The 18,407-nt window shown below is 56.4% G+C and carries 16 protein-coding genes and 2 tRNA genes; 9 read left to right on the top strand and 9 right to left on the bottom strand.

Annotation, left to right across the window (positions count from 1 at the left end; genetic code table 11):
• Positions 1-47 precede the first annotated feature (47 nt).
• Entirely contained in the window at positions 48-719 is a 672-nt protein-coding gene (locus ASE07_RS08555; RefSeq protein WP_057290384.1) for an alpha/beta hydrolase, read from the top strand.
• Between the two features lie 139 nt (positions 720-858).
• Here the strand turns inward: ASE07_RS08555 and purU are convergent, their stop codons facing one another.
• Both purU and ASE07_RS08565 read right to left on the bottom strand, forming a co-directional pair.
• Positions 859-1,728, bottom strand: coding sequence for a formyltetrahydrofolate deformylase (purU, locus tag ASE07_RS08560; RefSeq protein ID WP_057290572.1), 870 nt, complete (start codon positions 1,726-1,728; stop codon positions 859-861).
• 345 nt (positions 1,729-2,073) lie between these two features.
• A complete protein-coding gene (locus ASE07_RS08565; RefSeq protein WP_057290385.1) occupies positions 2,074-2,622 on the bottom strand; it encodes a bactofilin family protein in 549 nt (182 codons plus the stop codon).
• Between the two features lie 296 nt (positions 2,623-2,918).
• On the opposite strand from ASE07_RS08565, the gene ASE07_RS08570 reads away from it, so the two are divergent.
• Positions 2,919-3,953 (top strand): NADP-dependent oxidoreductase, encoded by a 1,035-nt coding sequence (locus ASE07_RS08570; protein WP_057290386.1) that lies wholly within the window; start codon positions 2,919-2,921, stop codon positions 3,951-3,953.
• A gap of 138 nt (positions 3,954-4,091) precedes the next feature.
• On the opposite strand, the gene ASE07_RS08575 is transcribed toward ASE07_RS08570, so the two are convergent.
• The 6 genes from ASE07_RS08575 to gltX all read right to left on the bottom strand — a co-directional run bounded on the left by ASE07_RS08575 (position 4,092) and on the right by gltX (position 8,432).
• Positions 4,092-4,475 (bottom strand): hypothetical protein, encoded by a 384-nt coding sequence (locus tag ASE07_RS08575; RefSeq protein WP_235548400.1) that lies wholly within the window; start codon positions 4,473-4,475, stop codon positions 4,092-4,094.
• 213 nt (positions 4,476-4,688) lie between these two features.
• Positions 4,689-5,264 carry an elongation factor P gene (locus tag ASE07_RS08580; protein WP_057290388.1) on the bottom strand — a complete coding sequence of 192 codons (576 nt, stop codon included), beginning with the start codon at positions 5,262-5,264 and terminating at the stop codon, positions 4,689-4,691.
• Positions 5,265-5,374: 110 nt separating this feature from the next.
• Positions 5,375-6,571: an elongation factor P maturation arginine rhamnosyltransferase EarP gene (earP, locus tag ASE07_RS08585; protein ID WP_057290573.1), complete on the bottom strand. Its 1,197-nt coding sequence runs from the start codon at positions 6,569-6,571 to the stop codon at positions 5,375-5,377.
• A gap of 174 nt (positions 6,572-6,745) precedes the next feature.
• Positions 6,746-6,821 (bottom strand) — tRNA-Glu (locus tag ASE07_RS08590).
• A gap of 56 nt (positions 6,822-6,877) precedes the next feature.
• Positions 6,878-6,953 (bottom strand) — tRNA-Ala (locus tag ASE07_RS08595).
• A gap of 84 nt (positions 6,954-7,037) precedes the next feature.
• Positions 7,038-8,432, bottom strand: coding sequence for a glutamate--tRNA ligase (gltX, locus tag ASE07_RS08600; protein WP_057290389.1), 1,395 nt, complete (start codon positions 8,430-8,432; stop codon positions 7,038-7,040).
• Between the two features lie 186 nt (positions 8,433-8,618).
• Here gltX and metG point away from each other — a divergent pair, with 186 nt between their 5' ends.
• The 7 genes from metG (at position 8,619) to ASE07_RS08635 (ending at position 17,571) form a co-directional block, all read left to right on the top strand.
• A complete protein-coding gene (gene metG, locus ASE07_RS08605; RefSeq protein ID WP_057290390.1) occupies positions 8,619-10,727 on the top strand; it encodes a methionine--tRNA ligase in 2,109 nt (702 codons plus the stop codon).
• A 68-nt stretch (positions 10,728-10,795) separates the two neighbouring features.
• The gene (locus tag ASE07_RS08610; RefSeq protein ID WP_057290574.1) at positions 10,796-11,275 is read left to right on the top strand and encodes a GNAT family N-acetyltransferase; all 480 of its coding nucleotides are present in this window, start codon (positions 10,796-10,798) and stop codon (positions 11,273-11,275) included.
• Between the two features lie 137 nt (positions 11,276-11,412).
• The gene (locus tag ASE07_RS08615) at positions 11,413-11,610 is read left to right on the top strand and encodes a DUF3460 family protein (protein WP_057290391.1); all 198 of its coding nucleotides are present in this window, start codon (positions 11,413-11,415) and stop codon (positions 11,608-11,610) included.
• Entirely contained in the window at positions 11,610-12,488 is an 879-nt protein-coding gene (locus tag ASE07_RS08620) for a segregation and condensation protein A (protein WP_057290392.1), read from the top strand. The genes ASE07_RS08615 and ASE07_RS08620 overlap by 1 nt, the downstream gene beginning before the upstream one ends.
• Before the next feature lie 94 nt (positions 12,489-12,582).
• Positions 12,583-13,422, top strand: coding sequence for a pantoate--beta-alanine ligase (gene panC / locus ASE07_RS08625; protein WP_057290393.1), 840 nt, complete (start codon positions 12,583-12,585; stop codon positions 13,420-13,422).
• A 40-nt stretch (positions 13,423-13,462) separates the two neighbouring features.
• Positions 13,463-14,386 carry a cobalamin-binding protein gene (locus ASE07_RS08630; RefSeq protein WP_235548401.1) on the top strand — a complete coding sequence of 308 codons (924 nt, stop codon included), beginning with the start codon at positions 13,463-13,465 and terminating at the stop codon, positions 14,384-14,386.
• 515 nt (positions 14,387-14,901) lie between these two features.
• Positions 14,902-17,571 carry a protein kinase domain-containing protein gene (locus ASE07_RS08635; RefSeq protein ID WP_057290394.1) on the top strand — a complete coding sequence of 890 codons (2,670 nt, stop codon included), beginning with the start codon at positions 14,902-14,904 and terminating at the stop codon, positions 17,569-17,571.
• Between the two features lie 73 nt (positions 17,572-17,644).
• Here ASE07_RS08635 and ASE07_RS08640 read toward each other — a convergent pair whose 3' ends face one another.
• Entirely contained in the window at positions 17,645-18,256 is a 612-nt protein-coding gene (locus ASE07_RS08640; RefSeq protein ID WP_057290395.1) for a ParA family protein, read from the bottom strand.
• Positions 18,257-18,407 lie beyond the last annotated feature (151 nt).

Genomic DNA, 18,407 nt, shown 5'->3' on the forward strand with positions numbered 1-18,407 from the left:
CCTGCCCTGCCACCATCTGTGCAGGGTGGCTTGAAACAAGGAAACTCATGAGCACAAACTCGCTGGAAACCATCGAGATCGAAACCACGCCCAACCCGACCGCGTCGGTTATCTGGCTGCATGGATTGGGCGCTGATGGCAATGACTTCGTGCCCATCGTGCGGGAACTCGACCTTAGCGGATGCCCGGGCATCCGTTTTGTTTTTCCGCATGCGCCGACCATGCCGGTCACTATCAACAATGGCTATGTGATGCGCGCCTGGTACGACGTTCTCGGTACCGATCTGGTCAAACGCGAAGATGAAACCGGCCTGCGGAAATCCCAGGCAATGGTCGAACAACTGATCGCCCACGAAAAGGCACGCGGCATTCCGGCTCACAAAATCGTCCTCGCCGGTTTCTCTCAAGGATGCGCGATGACCTTGCAGACCGGATTGCGGCATCCTGAAAGACTCGCCGGGCTGCTTTGCCTGTCAGGTTACCTGCCATTGCATGCCGTCGTTCCAGACGAACGCCACAGTGCCAACCACGACACACCCATTTTCCTTGTGCATGGCCGCGGTGACCCGGTGATCCCGATTGACCGCGCAGAAAAATCGCGCGACATCCTGCAGTCCCTGGGCTACAACGTCGAATGGCATGCCTACAACATGCCGCATTCGGTATGTGCTGAAGAAATCGATGACGTCAGCGCCTGGCTCAAGCGCATCCTGGCCTAGCTTTCAGTAACACACTTCCGGGTAAAACGAAAAACGCATTGCTGTGCCTGGCACAGCAATGCGTTTTTTCATATGCAGAATTTCAGCGTTGAAGCCTGTCGCAATGCTTCAACGGACGGCGCGTCGTGTTCCAGGATGCTTATTTGAATACCACTGTCTTGTGGCCATTCAGGAGAATACGGTGTTCGACAAAGCACTTCACGGCACGCGCCAGCACCACGCATTCAACGTCGCGCCCGATTGCTGTCAAGGTATCCGGCCCCATCGAATGATCGACCCGCTCCACATCCTGCTCGATGATCGGGCCTTCGTCCAGGTCACTGGTAACGAAATGCGCGGTCGCACCGATCAGCTTCACCCCGCGCTCGTGCGCCTGGTAATACGGCTTCGCGCCCTTGAAGCTCGGCAGGAAAGAGTGATGGATGTTGATTGCCTTCCCCTTGAGCGCAGCGCACATCTCAGGTGACAGTATCTGCATGTAACGGGCCAGCACGACGAGATCGATGTCGTTGGCTTTGACGATTTCCAGTATCCGTTCTTCCTGCGCACGCTTGGCTTCAGGCGATGCGCCGGCCGCCAGCGGCAAATGATGGAATGGAATGTTATAGCTTGCCGACAGCTGATAGAAATCGGTGTGGTTCGAGACGATTGCCGGAATTTCGACCGGCAGCAGACCGCTCTTGTAACGGAACAGCAAGTCGTTCAGGCAATGGCCGATCTTTGACACCATCAGCATCATGCGGGGCTTCTTGCCTGCATCGTGCAACTGCGCATTCATATTCAGCTCTTCAGCAATCGCGGCAAAGTCCGCGCGCAGCGTGGCATCACTGATGGACGCGTTCTCGGCGGCAAAATGCACGCGCATGAAGAACAGCTGCGACTGTGCATCACCGAATTGCGCAGAGTCGATGATGTTGCAGCCATGTTCGGCCAGGAAGCCCGACACGCGGTGCACAATGCCCCGATGGTCGGGACAGGATAAGGTAAGAATGTATTCCGGATACGTCATGATGATGTTTTTGATAATGCGGCAAACCAAAGTCCGCTATTGTCGCATGCCTCGCCGGGTTGCGAGCAGGCCAGGTAGGTTACGCATGCAAACTAGCCGATCTCTGCAATACGCGACGGGAAAAGAAAAACCCGGATACGCGATGCGTGATCCGGGTTGTCCGAAACCCCTTGGGACTTCGCTACCTCAGGTACAGCCGATATGTCGCGCAAGGCGCGCGGCTGCAAAGCGGAAGTGTTGGGACGCCAGTGCGGTTACTCCAAGCGTTGGCGTGTTCCCTTTTTATGATTCCTGAAACGCCTTATAACAGCGTCAGCATTGCGTACTACTTAACCGCGTATTACCTTAGCCAACCTTGGCGACCGACAGATTCTTTGCTGCGCTTGCTGTGCCAACCTGAATGTCACCAGCCAGCTGACCGCCTTCTTCGATCACTACCTTGCCGTAACGAACCTTGCCGGTAACCTTGCCGGTCGAGTAAATAACCAGCTTCTGGCGGACTGTCAGGTCGCCGTCGAATTCGCCATGGATTTCAGCGATGTCGATTTCAGCGGAGCCTTTGAACGCACCACGCTCAGCGATCTGGATCACGCGCGAATCGATAGTGGCTTCAACGCGGCCTTCGACGACGAGCGTGTCGCAATCGGTGATTTCTACGCCCTTGAGCTTGATATTTGGGCCGACGATCAATTTACTGCCGCCTTCATTGGTGCTGGAAGTTGTGTCCATGTTGGTCGTAGCGTTGCTGTTGGTGGAATGGGAACTGCCGACGGAAGCGGTGATGCTCTTGTTGATGCTCGATGTGCCGGTCGGTACGATGCCGCTGGCTGTATTGAGAGGAGAGTTTGGTGTGTTGGCATCGCGCTTGCCAAAGAGTGTTTCGGAACGAAGCATGTGAACTCCTAAAAAATCTGTATGGTTAGAACGTAACGGTTGCAATGTCATTGAACGCATCAGCATTCCGTTACATCAAAAACTAGGCAACACTGGACTTGCGGTTGCTCTGCAGGAAAACGAGCTCTTGACTCCACCTCCCCACTTCTTGAGCCGCAGCAATGTTGCGGCTTCTCACTTTGTCCGCATGCCTGCGGGAAAGTTCAAAAGGATTTTCGCCTGTTACACTTTATAAAAAAGCACGACCGTTCATATTGTTGTATAGTGCCTCACACCCTGCCATATAGGAGACAAAGATGACCACATCCACCCTGACCAATCAACAAATTCGCCTTGCGGCCCGCCCAGTCGGCATGCCAAAACCGACTGACTGGAAGTTCATGTCGGAGCCGGTCCGTGAACTGGCTGATGGCGAAATCGCCGTCAAGGCGCTGTACCTTTCACTCGATCCCGCCATGCGTGGCTGGATGAATGAAGGGAAGTCCTATATTCGCCCGGTCGCCATTGATGAAGTCATGCGAGCTGGGGGCATCGGCAAGGTCGTGGCATCAAAATCGCCGAAATTTGCAGTAGGCGATTATGTTTCCGGCACCATCGGCGTGCAACAGTATTGGGTCGGCGCGGCCGACGACAAGGCTGGCGCTTTCTACAAAGTCGATCCGAAAATGGCGCCCTTGCCCAAATACCTGAACGCCTTGGGTATGCCAGGCATGACCGCGTACTTCGGCTTGCTGGAAGTTGGTCAGCCCAAGCCCGGTGAAACGGTGGTCGTGTCAGGTGCCGCAGGCGCAGTCGGTCAGACTGTCGGCCAGGTCGCCAAGCACAAAGGCTGCCGTGTGGTTGGCATTGCGGGTGGCAAGGACAAGTGTGACTTCGTTGTCAACGAACTCGGATTCGATGCCTGCATTGATTACAAGAACGAGTCAGTCCGTGAAGGCCTGAAGACCCACTGCCCGAAAGGTGTGGACATCTATTTCGACAACGTCGGCGGCGAGATCCTCGACCATGTCCTCGCAAAACTGGCCATGAAGGCGCGGATCATCATTTGCGGTGCGATTTCACAGTACAACAACACGACGCCAGTCCAGGGCCCTGCGAATTACCTGTCGTTGCTGGTCAACCGTGCCCGCATGGAAGGTATCGTGGTGTTCGACTACGCGGATCGTTATCATCTTGCCGCGGCTGAAATGGCCAAGTGGATGAAGGAAGGCACATTCAAAACCCGTGAAGACATCGTCCAGGGTCTTGAGAAGTTTCCCGAAGCGTTGTTGATGCTGTTTGAAGGTAAGAACTTTGGCAAGCTGATTTTGCAAGTTGCCAACGACGACTAAACTAAAGCGACCGTGCAGGGCAAGACATGTAACCATGTCTTGTCAACTCACGCTTTCCTTTCTTTAGCTTACCGCGTATAAAAAAACCCTTTGTTCTTGCAAAGGGCTTTTTACATGATGTCGCGTGACAGGCTCAAATCAGCGCATCGGCCTGCACTGCCGCAACTCGCATTGGGCAAGAAAGCTTGTGCCGTTTTCACAGCGCATCCGATACACTTCGACCGGCCCCTTTTCGGTGACGAGCCCTGCTCCATGGGTGCCCTCGCAGCCAAACTTCCTTGCCAATCGCTCTACCGCTGCTGAGGACACGCCTGCCCGATATTCCACTTTTTGCACCACGACGCTACCGGCTTCGTCCTGGATTTGCGCGACGTTTGCGGCGGTTTTGGTCGCCTGCCGGGCGACGGGCGCTGTGGACGCAGAAGAACTTGCCGGCTCATCGCCAGACAATCCGGTCATCGCTGCGCAGCCGGTCACCAAGGCTGACATGGTCAGGACGGCAATCGGTATCAGTCGCATCATGGACATGACTTTCATTAAAGGTAAAAAATAGCCAGCGACAGTTTATACCGTGCAATGCCATCAGTGCAAAGTCGCAAAGAACATTCTTCACAACATCACCACAACTCCCTTGGGAAGTCCATGGAGGGACGAAAAAAAACCGCAGACTTCTCTGCGGTTCTTCTCATGGCCGGAACAATCAAGCGATCAGGAATCGATCAAGTCGACTGTGAGTTAGTTACGGACCACGCGCTTATACTCGTTGGTACGCGTATCGATTTCAATCACGTCACCCTGGCTGACGAACAGCGGCACTTGCACAACATGACGATGTGCCTCGAGGGCGTTTTCAATTTGCGCATCTTTCAGGACGTTGCCTGAAGTATTACCCTTGACGGCAGGTTCCGAGTATACGACTTCACGTGCAATGGTGGTCGGCAGTTCAACGGAAATCGCTTTGCCGTCATAGAAAACCGCTTCGCATTCCATGCCGTCTTTCAGGTAGTGCAGTGCATCGCCGAGGTTTTCTTCTTCGATTTCATACTGGTTGTATTCTTCATCCATGAAGACATACAGCGGATCCGCGAAGTATGAGAAAGTCACCGGCTTCTTGTCGAGAACCACAACGTCGAACTTGTCGTCGCCGCGGAATACGTTTTCAAGAGGGGAATTTGTCAGAAGATTTTTCATCTTCCATTTGTAAGTGAAGCCCGTGCGGCTGGAACCGTTCACATCGGAACGCAACACGATAAAAGGCTTGCCGTCGACCATGATGATGTTGCCAACGCGAATTTCTTTTGCAGGTTTCATAGGGAATGTACGTAAAAAATAAGTTGCATAAAAACCATCTGCAGCCTCTTGGCCAACGGCGCATTCAGCTTAGGTTTGATTCAAAACAAACGCTGTAGATTAACCGCGCATTATACCTTCTTTTCTGCATCGGCCGACCCAAGTGAACGGACAAACTTCAACAAGTTAGAGGTCAGATCGCCGTTACCCAGCATTTGCCGTTGCCATTGCTCGCAATGTAAAACGATTTCTGGCATTGCTGTTTCAAACGCTTGCCAAAGCGCACACCAGCCAGCCTTTTCCTGCACACCGACGGGCTTGACACTGTTCCATGCCAGAGAAAGATCAGACAGGCTTTCAATTCCGGCCGAATACCGCTCCAGAAATGCCCGCAATTTCTTGTGATGCAGGTTCTCATCCTGTGGATAGATATGCCAGATGAACGGCTTGCCGGCCCACTGCGCACGCACAAAGGAGTCTTCGCCCCGCACAAAATTGAGATCACACGCCCAAAGCAGCTTGTCATAGTCAGGTTGTGGAACGAAGGGTATGACATTTACCGTGAGCGCGCCGCTTGTCCCCACAGCGCCTGCTCTTGGCTCCGCGCCCAGAAAAGCGCGCACTGCCTCGGTCGCCACCCCTTCAGGCACCAGGCACACGACTGGCTGGTCGTTGTCCTTCCATGCATCAAACAATGCCGAGACAGGCGCATGAGCATAACAAAACAGGGATACTTTCAAGGCTGTCATTTCGTCCACTGGCATGCCGAGCCGGCCAAGGAAAGTCGCCATGGCTGTCGGGTCGGATTGAAATTGCCGACGCTGTTCTTCCAATGAAGATTCATGCAGCAACCCGCCTGTTTTGTCTGTAAAGCCTGGGAAGAAAAAGTACTTGGTCAAGGGCAAACGCGGGTGCGACGAAGGCAAAGTATGGCAGCCCTCCACCCATTCCTCGGCAGTCAAGCCCTCAAGGTTGATCCATACCGGTTGGGGTGTGCGTTCTGCCATCGCGGCAATGTACCCTGGGGGAATATCACAGCCAAAAAACTCGATGACAATATCAGCGATCTCGGCAGGAGAAAATTGTCCGTCTTGCGTATGCCAATGATGCACTGTCACATCGTCAAGCTGCTGGATGTCAGCATGGAGGAGAACCTCGGGACAAATCTTCTGAAAGCTTTTCAGATCGTCTACCCACAAGCTGACGTGGATACCGTGCTCCTGTTGCAGTTGTCTTGCCAGGCGCCAGCAAATGCCGATATCACCAAAGTTATCGACGACTTTGCAGAACAGGGCGAGGGTTGTTGCCTGACTTTCTTTGAGGACCATATTGATGATGTGGGTAGTCGGCATGACGAGCAGCGCAATTACCTGGAGACCCGTGCAACATTTTTGCGACGGACGTGCTCCGGCAGAATGGTACCGAAGCGCAGGTCATACTGAAACAAGCACAAGTAGTATCGCGGAAAAGAAAAACGCCACGCATATGCGTGGCGTTTTGAGTGGCGTCCCCACGGGGATTCGAACCCCGGTACTCACCGTGAAAGGGTGATGTCCTAGGCCTCTAGACGATGGGGACAGTGACCTGTCGATACTGCAGCCTATTATACTTCTTCTTTTGTCGCAATCTTCTGCTGGTGGAGGTAAGCGGGATCGAACCGCTGACCTCTTGCATGCCATGCAAGCGCTCTCCCAGCTGAGCTATACCCCCCTTGCGAAGAAACGAGAGTATAGCAAAGTTTTTTCTCAGGTGTAAATCCCTTTGGCAAAGAAAGCGATAAATAAGCCAAAACCCTCAGGCGGAAAATTGCTTGAGGCGTGCAAGAACTACATCGCGGCCAAACAGTTCAAGGACGGCGTCAATCCCGGGGGTCTGCAACTGGCCCGTAATAAACAATCGCAATGGCATTGCAAGTTGAGGCATTTTAAGTTTGTGCGCTGCCAACACTTCCTTCATTGCAGCGGAAATCGCAGCCTTGTTCCAATCGATGGTCTTGCACTGCTCGGCGAACTGGCTAAGGGCCGGCTTGATTGCGTCCGTCACATGCTGCGCAACCAAGCCCGCATCCGGCGTAGGTTGCCGATAGAACAGCATCGCCGCATCGGCGAGTTCGTTAATGGTATTGGCGCGCTCTTTCATCAAGGCAATCACCGCGTGCAGATCGGGTGCACCGGCAAATTGCGCACCTTCTTTTTCCATCAGCGGACGCACCAGCGTTTCCAGCCGGGCGTTGTCAGCCTGCTTGATGTAGTGGTTGTTGAGCCATGCCAGCTTTTCCGGATTGAACTGGGCCGGCGACTTCGACAGGTGATCCAGATCAAACCACTCGCGGAACTGCTCCATCGTGAAAATTTCGTCGTCACCGTGGCTCCAGCCGAGTCGGGCAAGATAGTTCAGCATGGCTTCCGGCAGGTATCCCTGTGCCGGATATTCCATCACGCTGACCGCACCGTGGCGCTTGGACAGTTTCTCACCGTCGGCGCCGAGGATCATCGGCACATGACCGTACTCGGGCAACGGCGCACCGAGTGCGCGCAGGATATTGATCTGGCGCGGGGTATTGTTTACATGGTCGTCGCCGCGAATGACGTGGGTGATTTTCATGTCCCAGTCGTCGACCGCCACGCAGAAATTGTAGGTCGGTGTGCCATCCGGGCGTGCGATGACCAGGTCATCCAGTTCGCGGTTGGAGATTGTGATCTGGCCTTTGACCACATCGTTCCAGCTAACATCGCCATCGAGCGGATTCTTGAACCGCACTACCGGCTTGCGTCCTTCAGGCACGGCTGGCAGGGTCTTCCCCGGCTCCGGTCGCCAGGTGCCGTCGTAGCGCGGCTTATCGCCCACCGCGCGCTGACGCTCGCGCATCGCTTCTACTTCTTCAGGCGTGCAATAGCAAAGATAGGCAGTGCCCGCTTCGAGCATCTGGGCCACCACTTCACGATAGCGGTCCATGCGCTTCATCTGGTAAAACGGGCCTTCGTCATGATGCAGCCCAAGCCAGTTCATGCCATCCAGAATCGCCTGCACGGCTTCCGGTGTCGAGCGTTCCAGGTCGGTATCTTCGATGCGCAAGATGAAGGTGCCGCCGAAGTGGCGCGCGTAGGCCCAGGAAAACAGCGCTGTGCGCGCGCCGCCAAGGTGTAGGTAGCCGGTCGGGCTGGGAGCAAAACGGGTGCGGACGGTCATGGCAAATAAAAACGGCCTTGGGATGCCAAAGCCGTAATGAATGAAAGATACGCTATTTTACCCTGTCGACAACAGGGTTCCAATCCACTCCTTGTTCCTGCAAGGGCTGCCTTTGCAGCCAATGCAGCGTCAAGCGGCCCTGCACTGCTAAAATGGCAGTTTTCCTCTTTCAATAAGCATTGCCAAATGAGCACCACACCGTCCCGCAAGCTGTTTGTCACGACCGCCCTGCCGTATGCCAACGGCGCATTCCATATCGGCCATATCATGGAATATATTCAGGCCGACATCTGGGTGCGGTTTCAGCGCATGCAAGGCAACGAGGTGCATTTTGTCGGTGCCGACGATGCCCACGGCGCACCGATCATGATCGCCGCGGAAAAAGCAGGCGTAACGCCTCAGGAGTTTGTCGCCAGGATCGCCGCCGGTCGCAAGCAGTATCTCGACGGCTTCCATATCAGCTTCGACAACTGGCACTCGACCGATGCGCCTGAAAACCATGCGTTGTCGCAGGATATCTATCGACGCCTGCGGGACAATGCCAGGCTGATCACAACCAAGACCATCGAACAATTTTTCGATCCGGTTAAAAACATGTTCTTGCCGGACCGCTACATCAAGGGCGAGTGCCCGAAATGCGGCGCCAAGGATCAGTATGGCGATTCCTGCGAAGTCTGCAGCGCAGTGTATGCGCCGACCGATCTGGTCAACCCGTACTCCACCCTGTCGGGCGCCACACCAGTCCTGAAATCGTCTGAACACTACTTCTTCCAGCTATCCGATCCCAAGTGCGTAAGTTTCCTCCGCGAATGGACCCAGGAACCCGGCCGCCTGCAACCGGAAGTCGTCAACAAGGCCAAGGAATGGCTGGAAGGCGAGGAAGGACTGGGTGACTGGGATATCAGCCGCGATGCGCCCTACTTCGGCATCGAGATTCCGGACGCGCCGGGGAAATATTTCTATGTCTGGCTGGATGCGCCGGTCGGCTACCTCGCTTCGCTGAAAAACTACTTCGACAAGACAGGCCGCGATTACAACGCCTTCATGAATGACCCGGCTACCGAGCAGTATCACTTTATCGGCAAGGACATCATTTATTTCCACACGCTGTTCTGGCCGGCGATGCTCAAGTTTTCCGGCCTGAAGGTGCCGACGAATGTCTTCGTCCACGGTTTTATTACCGTCAGCGGCGAAAAAATGTCGAAATCGCGCGGCACCGGCATTTCGCCTCTACGCTATCTTGACATCGGCATGAATCCCGAATGGCTGCGCTACTACATTGCCGCCAAACTGAATGCCAAGGTGGAGGACGTCGATTTCAACCCGGAAGACTTCGTAGCCCGCGTCAATTCGGATTTGATCGGCAAGTATGTCAATATCGCCAGCCGCGCAGCAGGCTTCATTACCAAACGGTTCGGCGGCGAGCTCAGCCCGACGGTGACCTGGAGTCCGCGTTTTGCCGAGGACGAACCGGCGATCCGCGAAGCCTTCGAAGCGCGTGAATATGGCAAGGCCATCCGCCTTGTCATGGGCCTGGCTGATGAAGTCAATCAGTACGTCGACACCAAGAAACCGTGGGAACTGGCGAAGGACGTTGCCAACAACCAGGAACTGCAGGAAGTATGCAGTAACCTGCTGCGCGCATTCTTCAACCTGTCGGTCTATCTTGCCCCGATTCTTCCGGCTACGTCCCGCAAGGTCTCGACGCTGTTCGGTATCGAGCGCGACCTTACCTGGGCGGATTTGCAGAATGCGCCGTCGGCAATTTCCACTTTCGAGCACTTGATGCAGCGAGTCGATCCGAAAATGCTGGATGCCTTGTTCGAAATGCCGGAGCAGGCGGCAGCTACAAATAATGCATCAGCCGCAGCGGGTCCGACCTCCGCCACCCCATCCCGGCCTTCCCCTTCAGAGGGAGAAAGCGAGAACGGCGGCGCGATCGAAGCGATCGCGCCGGAGATCAAGATTGACGACTTTGGCAAGATCGACTTACGGATCGCCAAAATCGTCAATTGCGAACACGTGGAAGGTTCGGACAAATTACTGCGCCTGACTCTCGATGTGGGCGAAGGCCGTATGCGCAATGTGTTTTCCGGCATCAAGTCCGCCTATAAACCGGAAGATCTGGTCGGCAAGCTGACGGTTATGGTGGCCAATCTCGCCCCGCGCAAAATGAAGTTTGGCATTTCTGAAGGCATGGTGCTGGCAGCATCGGCCGCAGATGAAAAGACCAATGCGGGCATCTATGTCCTCAATCCGTGGCCGGGTGCAGAACCTGGCATGCGGGTGCGCTAAGACCGGATGATGTTTGCCATGCGACCCGCCATGTGGCCTGCATTCTTTCTTGGATGGATGCCCTGCCCATGAATATCCTAGTGCGTGAAGCGACGCTCGACGATGTCCAGCTCATTGCCGGCCTGACACGGGCGGCATGGGCTGGCAAGGTAGCAGTAACTTCCAGCGGGCACCGCGAAACGGCTGTACGCGTCCGTCAGGATTTGCAGCACGGCGGTGGATTCATCCTCCTGCGCGACGAGGAGCCGATCGGCTCGGTGCGTTGGATTCCGCTGGAATCCGATTCTGACGTCTGGGAAATCATGCGGATGGGCGTAGTGCCGCAGCACCGCGGCGAACATTTGTCGCAACATCTGCTCGAAGCGGTTATCCACCAGGCGCAGGCATCCGACATTTGCGAACTTCGTCTCGGGGTAAGGTCGGACCAGACCCGGTTGCTCGATCTCTACGCGGCCTATGGTTTCGAGCTGGCGCCGGAGCTGGAATACACACACGCCAACCCGCTTGAGCCGGCACCGACAGTGATGCGCCGGATACTTCGCGACTAGGCTGATTGCCGGTGTGACAACAATCGCCCCCTCTATCCTGTCGCTGCGCCGCATGTCCTTGCCAAAGTAAAGGTTTTGCGTGCAAGACAAGGTAGAATAGTGGCAGCAATTTTCTTGTGACCTGATACGCAAACACCATGAAATTTTCGCAATACGAGTCCGACTTCACCAAGTTTCTGAAAGAACTGAAACAGAAGGATCCCGAACTAGAGCAAAAACAGCGGGCTGGCCGCGCCATTTTCTGGGATAAGGCGCCTATCGACCTGGACGCACGCAAGCGGGCCGAGGAATCGCGCATCAAGCAACAGCCTTACGTCTACCAGAACAAGTTCTGATGTCGATCGAGCAGGACGCGCTGCTAGCGCATTTGCCGGCTGATGCGCCTGAACTGGCGCTGGCCGGTCAACCGGATACGACGCCGAATGTGATTGATGGCATGGCCTACGCCAAACTCTACGGCGAGCCGCTGTTCAAGCTGCCGTCAGACCTCTACATTCCACCAGATGCGCTCGAGGTATTCCTTGAAGCCTTCCAGGGACCGCTCGACCTCCTGCTGTATCTGATCCGCAAGCAGAACTTTAATATCCTCGACATTCCGATGGCGCAGGTCACGCGCCAGTACCTGGACTATGTCGATCAGATTCGTGTGCGCAATCTCGAACTCGCCGCAGAATACCTGCTGATGGCCGCGATGCTTATCGAGATCAAGTCGCGCATGCTGTTGCCGGTCAAGAAAGCCGACACCGGCGAGGAAGCGGAAGATCCGCGCGCCGAACTGGTGCGCCGCCTGCTCGAGTACGAACAAATGAAGCTCGCTGCGCAACAGATCGACACCCTGCCGCAGCTGGGCCGTGATTATGTTCGCGCGCAAATCCATATCGAACAAAGCGTTGTGACGCGCTGGCCGGATGTCAACATGAGCGAGCTGCAAGCCGTCTGGGCGGATATCCTCAAGCGCGCCAAGCTGACCGCACACCATACGATCAGCCGCGAAGAACTGTCGGTACGCGAACACATGACCGGCATCCTGCGCCGCTTGCAATCGGCCAGGTTCGTCGAATTCGCTGACCTGTTCGATCCATCGCGCGGCGTACCGGTCGTGGTCGTCAATTTCATCGCACTGCTCGAGCTTGCCAAGGAAACCTTGATTGAAATCACTCAGGCTGAAGCGTTTGCACCAATCTACGTGCGCCTGGCTTATTCTCCGAGCTGAGTTTTGGCAACGACATTCATCATTCTCAACGGGCGCGTTCAACCTCACTGTTGAAATGCGCAACGTAAAACCTCTTTCCCTAATTCGGTGAACCATGAAAATCATTTCTTCCATCGATGAATTGCGTGACCAATTGCGTGGGCAGTTACGCACTGCGTTTGTGCCCACCATGGGCAACCTGCATGAAGGCCATCTGTCGCTGATGCGCCTCGCACGCAAGCATGGCGATCCGGTTGTCGCATCAATCTTCGTCAACCGCCTCCAGTTCGGGCCGAACGAGGATTTCGACAAGTATCCCCGTACCTTCCAGGCCGATGTCGAGAAGCTGGAAAAGGAAGGCGTGTATGTGCTTTTTGCGCCGACCGAAAAGGATCTCTATCCGGAGCCGCAGGAATATCGCGTACGCCCTCCCGACGACCTCGGCAACATTCTCGAAGGCGAATTCCGTCCAGGCTTCTTCGTTGGCGTGACAACCGTCGTGCTTAAGCTGTTTTCCTGCGTACAGCCACGCGTTGCCGTATTCGGCAAGAAGGATTACCAGCAATTAATGATTGTGCGCAACATGTGCAAGCAGTTTGCCATGCCGACCGAGATCATTGCGGCCGATACCTTTCGCGCGGAAGATGGTTTGGCGTTATCTTCCCGCAATGGCTACCTGTCGGCTGAAGAACGCGCTGAAGCGCCTGCGTTGTACCAGTTACTCAATGAAGTAGCGGACGAGGTACGTGGTGGCCATCTCGATGTATTCGAACTGGAACGTCAGGCGATGGCAAAACTGGCAGGACGTGGCTGGAAGCCCGATTACATTTCCATCCGTAAGCGTGCTGACCTGCAACCGCCTTCAGCAGGCGATCTCGCAAAGGGGGAACAACTCGTCGTTGTCGCCGCCGCCAAACTCGGGGCCACGCGCCTGATCGACAATCTCGAAATCTGAGAACACTGTGACACGGCCTCGGCGGTCGATGATGTCAGCGATGTCGATGATGTCAGCGATGTCGACGACGCGAAAAATGACCGCATACGCATCATCGCTGCTGCTGGCCGCCGCATTCCTCACGTTTGCCGAAGCTGCGCACGCGGCCGTGTCCGTGTCCGTTACCGATGATGCCGGACGTGCTGTTACACTCAACCGCCCTGCACACCGCATCGTTAGCCTTGCACCGCACACCACTGAAATGCTTTTTGCCGCAGGCGCAGGCACGCAGATCGTCGGCGTCACCGAATTCAGCGACTTTCCGCCAGAAGCAAAGCGCATTGCATCGGTAGGGAATGGCGTCACGCTTGACCTGGAGCGTATCCTGGCACTCAAACCGGATCTGGTCGTGGGCTGGAACAACGGCAATGCCGCCGCGCAGCTTGCGAAACTGGAAGCACTCGGTATCACGGTCTACAAGAGCGAGCCCTACGACTTTGCTGCCATCGCCGCCTCGATTGAAAAGCTGGCACGGCTTTCCGGTACCGACGCAATCGGACAAGCCGCCGCCGATCACTTTCGCCAGCGCTTGAAAAGCCTTCAGAATAGCTATCAGCAGCGTCGCAATGTTCGTGTCTTTTACCAGATCTGGCGCACGCCGCTGATGACGCTCAATGGCACACATATGGTCTCGTCAGCGCTGCGTGTCTGCGGTGCTGAAAATGTGTTTTCCGGGCTGAAGCAAATAGCGCCCACGGTCAGCATCGAAGCCGTCATCAAGGCGGATCCGGAAGCCATCATTGCCAGCGGCGGCGAACAAGACGACGTTCTCGCCGGCTGGAAGCGCTTCTCCGGCATGACGGCGGTCAAACGCGCCAACCTCATTCTGATCGATGGCGAACTGCTCAATCGATCCGGCCCGCGGATTCTCGACGGGACCGAAGCATTATGCAAACGACTCGATGCCGTCAGGGTGAAACGGTAAGCGGGCGAATCAAGTCAGCAATAAATTCCGCAATAGGAATACATACGCAACCATGCGGTCGGCGCAGTCCATGCAAAACAAACAGGCATGCAATCGCACGGCGAATTGAGCTGATGCATATTTGTAGCGCCATCTTCTTGCGCCGGCATACAGCGGAGGAGCCGACAAAGCTTTACGCAAGCTTGTTTGACCAAGATCGACACGCGTAAAGCTGTGCAGGCTATGCTGAGCAACGTCGCATATGATGCGCCCTGCCTTACTCCTTTCAGCGCGCCTTTCTAGAGTGACGTGTCTTCAAGGTAACTTTGCCTTTGATCGCCATGCGCCGCCCGCACCACTGATCCCGGCTTGCCATCCTTGCCATACCGGTGATCCACTCCATTTATAGTTTGCAAGTAATGAACATGCCAGATGACAACACCAAACCCGGACACGCTAGCCATCCAATCCGGAATCGCATCGACGGGGATCATCGAGTAGCGCACTCGTCCTATGCTCTCCCGGCCGGAACCCGCGTGGAGCAGCTCAATATTGTGGACGTGATCGGCGAAAGTGCAGCGTCCATTGTTTACCTGGCCTTTGATCATTCACTGCACCGGCACATGGCGTTGAGAGAATATTTGCCCAGGGGCATTACCGCCCGGGATGTCGATCTTTCGCTCAGGCCGAAGTCCAAAGAAGATTACGTGCCATTTCAGGCAGGCTTGCGCGGCTTTATCAACGAGGCGCTATTGCTAAGCCGCCTGCAATCGCCATCGCTGATCCAGATTCGGCGCTATTGGGAAGCCAACAATACCGCATACGCCGTCATGCCCTTATACGAAGGCATGACGCTGCAACAGGCATTTGCCGAACGCAGGATCACCATCAACGAAGATTGGGTCAGGGCGTTAATCCTGCACTTGCTGAACGCAGTCGAAGCCGTCCATCGCGCACAGTCCTGCCACGGCAACATTTCTCCCGCCAATATCCTGGTGCGGGAAGACGGCCCTCCGCTGCTGATGGAAATCGATGCCGCGCAACTGGTCATTGCTGAAACGCTGGGAAGGGAATCCGGCACATTGGCGCGCGGTTTTGCCCCCATCGAACTGTACCCCGAGATGGCGGGCGCACAGCAAGGCGCGTGGACGGACATCTACTCTATCGCCGCAGTTGCCTATTATCTGATTGCCTGCAAGGCACCCCCACCGGCGATGCAACGCATTGTCAACGATACCTTGCGCCCGGCGCGCGAGATCGGCGGAGGTGCCTATAGCGGCGCGCTGCTCGCAGCCCTTGACAGTGCGTTGTCGGTACGGCCCGAGCAGCGCATCCAGACAGTCAGTGCAATGCGGATGATATTGAATGCGCAGGGCAAGGGACCGGAATCGCCAGCGAGCCGGGCCACGCACGGGCGCGAAGCCATACGCAGCCATCGCGAGTCCCTGGCGACCCAGACTCAGGCAAGACCAGTCACCGCAACCGCCGCACTTGAACCACATAAACCACTTAAACCAATTAAACCGGAGACCGAGACCGAAACCGAGCCTGACTGGAGGCTTCCTGCGTCTCAGCAAAAAAATACATTTCCCGCCGCATCCAGATCGCGCAAGTCGGCGCTGATCGCCTCCGGCATCGTTCTGGTCGCGGGCGTGGCGCTCGGTCTTGCGGTTGGAGGGGGACACTTATTCGGCAGCGACGACAGCGAAGACAACGATAGCGGCGCCACGGTCGCCACTGCGGAGCAACGACAAGCCGCCCCCCCTGCCAGTACGCCGTCCGAGGCGCCAGCAGCCGAGATCCCGCCGTTTGGGTCCCCGCTCCCTGCTCCGGTGGCCCGTAATGAAACAGCGCCGGCGCCTTCAAGTCCGGCAGTGGAAGCCCCCGCTCCCGCAGTGGGCCGCTTTGGTGAATCGCCGGTCATTCCACCCCAGGCGGCCATAACCGCTCCACCAAGGCAGACAATGCCACCGAAGGCTGCGGCGACACCAGAAAAACCCGTCCCGGCCGAACCTTCTCAGGAAGAACAGGCGAAGGCCAAGGAAGCTGAGCGCCTTGCCGCCGCGGAACGCGAGCAATGGCGAGTCGCAAGCACGATCGATCAGATTACCGCCTATGAAGCCTATCTGGGTCGCTATCCCACCGGCGCCAATCATGTCGCAGCGAGACAACGGCTTGCCGAACTCCGCCTGCGGGCGAAGTCCCAGCCGGACCTGGCTGCTGCGCAACGTTCGCAGTCGAAGACGCCGGACACTTCGACGGCCGACCGCAGCACCAGCGCAAAGGCTGCCGGATCGAAGAGCGCCGCATCCGATGCACAAGCTTCTTCTACACCTGCACCTGCGACAGCGGATTCCAGAACACGCACGCCGGCTCCCGCTGCGGATACGCAAGTTGCCGCGCGGACGGAGCGCAGCGCCGCTTCCTCTACAGCGTCGCCTGCCTCCCAGTCGCCGGTCCCGGTCCGGCCATCATCATCACCATCGACTTCCCCGGCCACCGAGCCTGCCGGCATTCCCGACACGGCAAGCGCACCTGGCCGCAAGACCTACCGCCATGCGGACCAGACCATGACCGGCGATTTCACCGCCGATCCGTCTACCGGACTGGTATCCGGCAAGGGACGGATCGTCTGGAACAATGGCGATCGCTTCGACGGCACGCTGGTCAAGGGCTCCAAGGAAGGAAAAGGGCAGTTTGTGTGGAGCAATGGGCAACGCTATAACGGCGATTGGGCAAGGAACGAACCCAATGGCCGCGGCACCCTGGTGTTCGCCAACGGAAACCGCTATGAAGGCGATATCCGGAACGGCTTGCCGGACGGGCGCGGTGTGCTGGTGTTTTCAGACGGTTCGCGTTATGAAGGGCAAATCCGGAATGGTGTGCCGAATGGCCGGGGCGTCCAGGTCTTTGCCGATGGCACACGCTACGAAGGCGATGTCCGCGATGGCCTGCCGCATGGACAGGGCGTCACTCGTTTCCGCAATGGGGACGTCTATGTCGGCAGTGTGGCCAGAGGCAGAAGCAGCGGTCAGGGACGTCTGACGTGGGCAAATGGTGCCGTCTGGGAAGGCGAATTCCGGGACGGCCAGCGTACTGCTAACGGCCGTCTCCTCGCAGCCAGCGGCGACACATCGGCTTCCGGCACATCACAGGCAGCGACCAGCGAGTCCGATGCGGCCGGTGACGAGAATACCCGGCGTTGAACCGCGCGAGGTGATTGCTTCCATCCGCATCTATCCGCACGACATCCGGTTAAGACACCGGCAGGTATCACTGCTACTGATCCACCCATGCAACCAGTTGCTGCCACTGCTCAAGGTCCCGCTCGACCCGGGATGGCGCCACATCCCACAGGGTCGCGCCGTGGGCTGCCAGTTGCACATAGTTCTGGGTATCGCGCAGGTAGCCAAGCACCGGCAGACCAAGTCCCTGAACATAGTGGGCCAATTGATCAGCGGCCCGGGTGCGTACGTTGACCCGCATACCGACCACACCTACTTTTTGCTTGCCCATAGGGCCGGAAAGACGTTGCAAGAATTCCTGCGTTGCCAAAATATCAAACATTGACGGCTGTAGCGGAACAACCACCTTGTCCGCCAGCCGCATGATTTCGTCCAGCCGGCTTCCGGCAAGACCTGCCGGTGTGTCCAGTACGATATGGGTAGTGCCCTTGGGCGGCTTGGCAACATGGCCATCGACGATATCCCAGGGAACGATCCGGGACAGGCTTCCTGGTCGTAATGCCAGCCAGGCGCGGGAACTCTGCTGGACATCCACATCACCGAGCATGACCTTCTGCCCCTGCTTGGCAAAAAAACCAGCCAGGTTGGTCGCAATCGTACTTTTGCCGACGCCCCCCTTGGGATTGGCGATGACGATGACTGGCATAGGATTCCTCCGCTGGTAACGTGTAATACCGATTTAACGCTATCAAAATTCCATCCGGACAACATTCATGCAAGCATAGCATGAGGCTTTTTCACACTGTTACAGAGTCTGCAGCCATTTGTTTCTGCCCGGCAGCCGGGGTGCCTTAAAA

The sequence above is a fragment of the Noviherbaspirillum sp. Root189 genome, assembly GCF_001428545.1.
Taxonomy (GTDB): Bacteria; Pseudomonadota; Gammaproteobacteria; order Burkholderiales; family Burkholderiaceae_D; genus Noviherbaspirillum.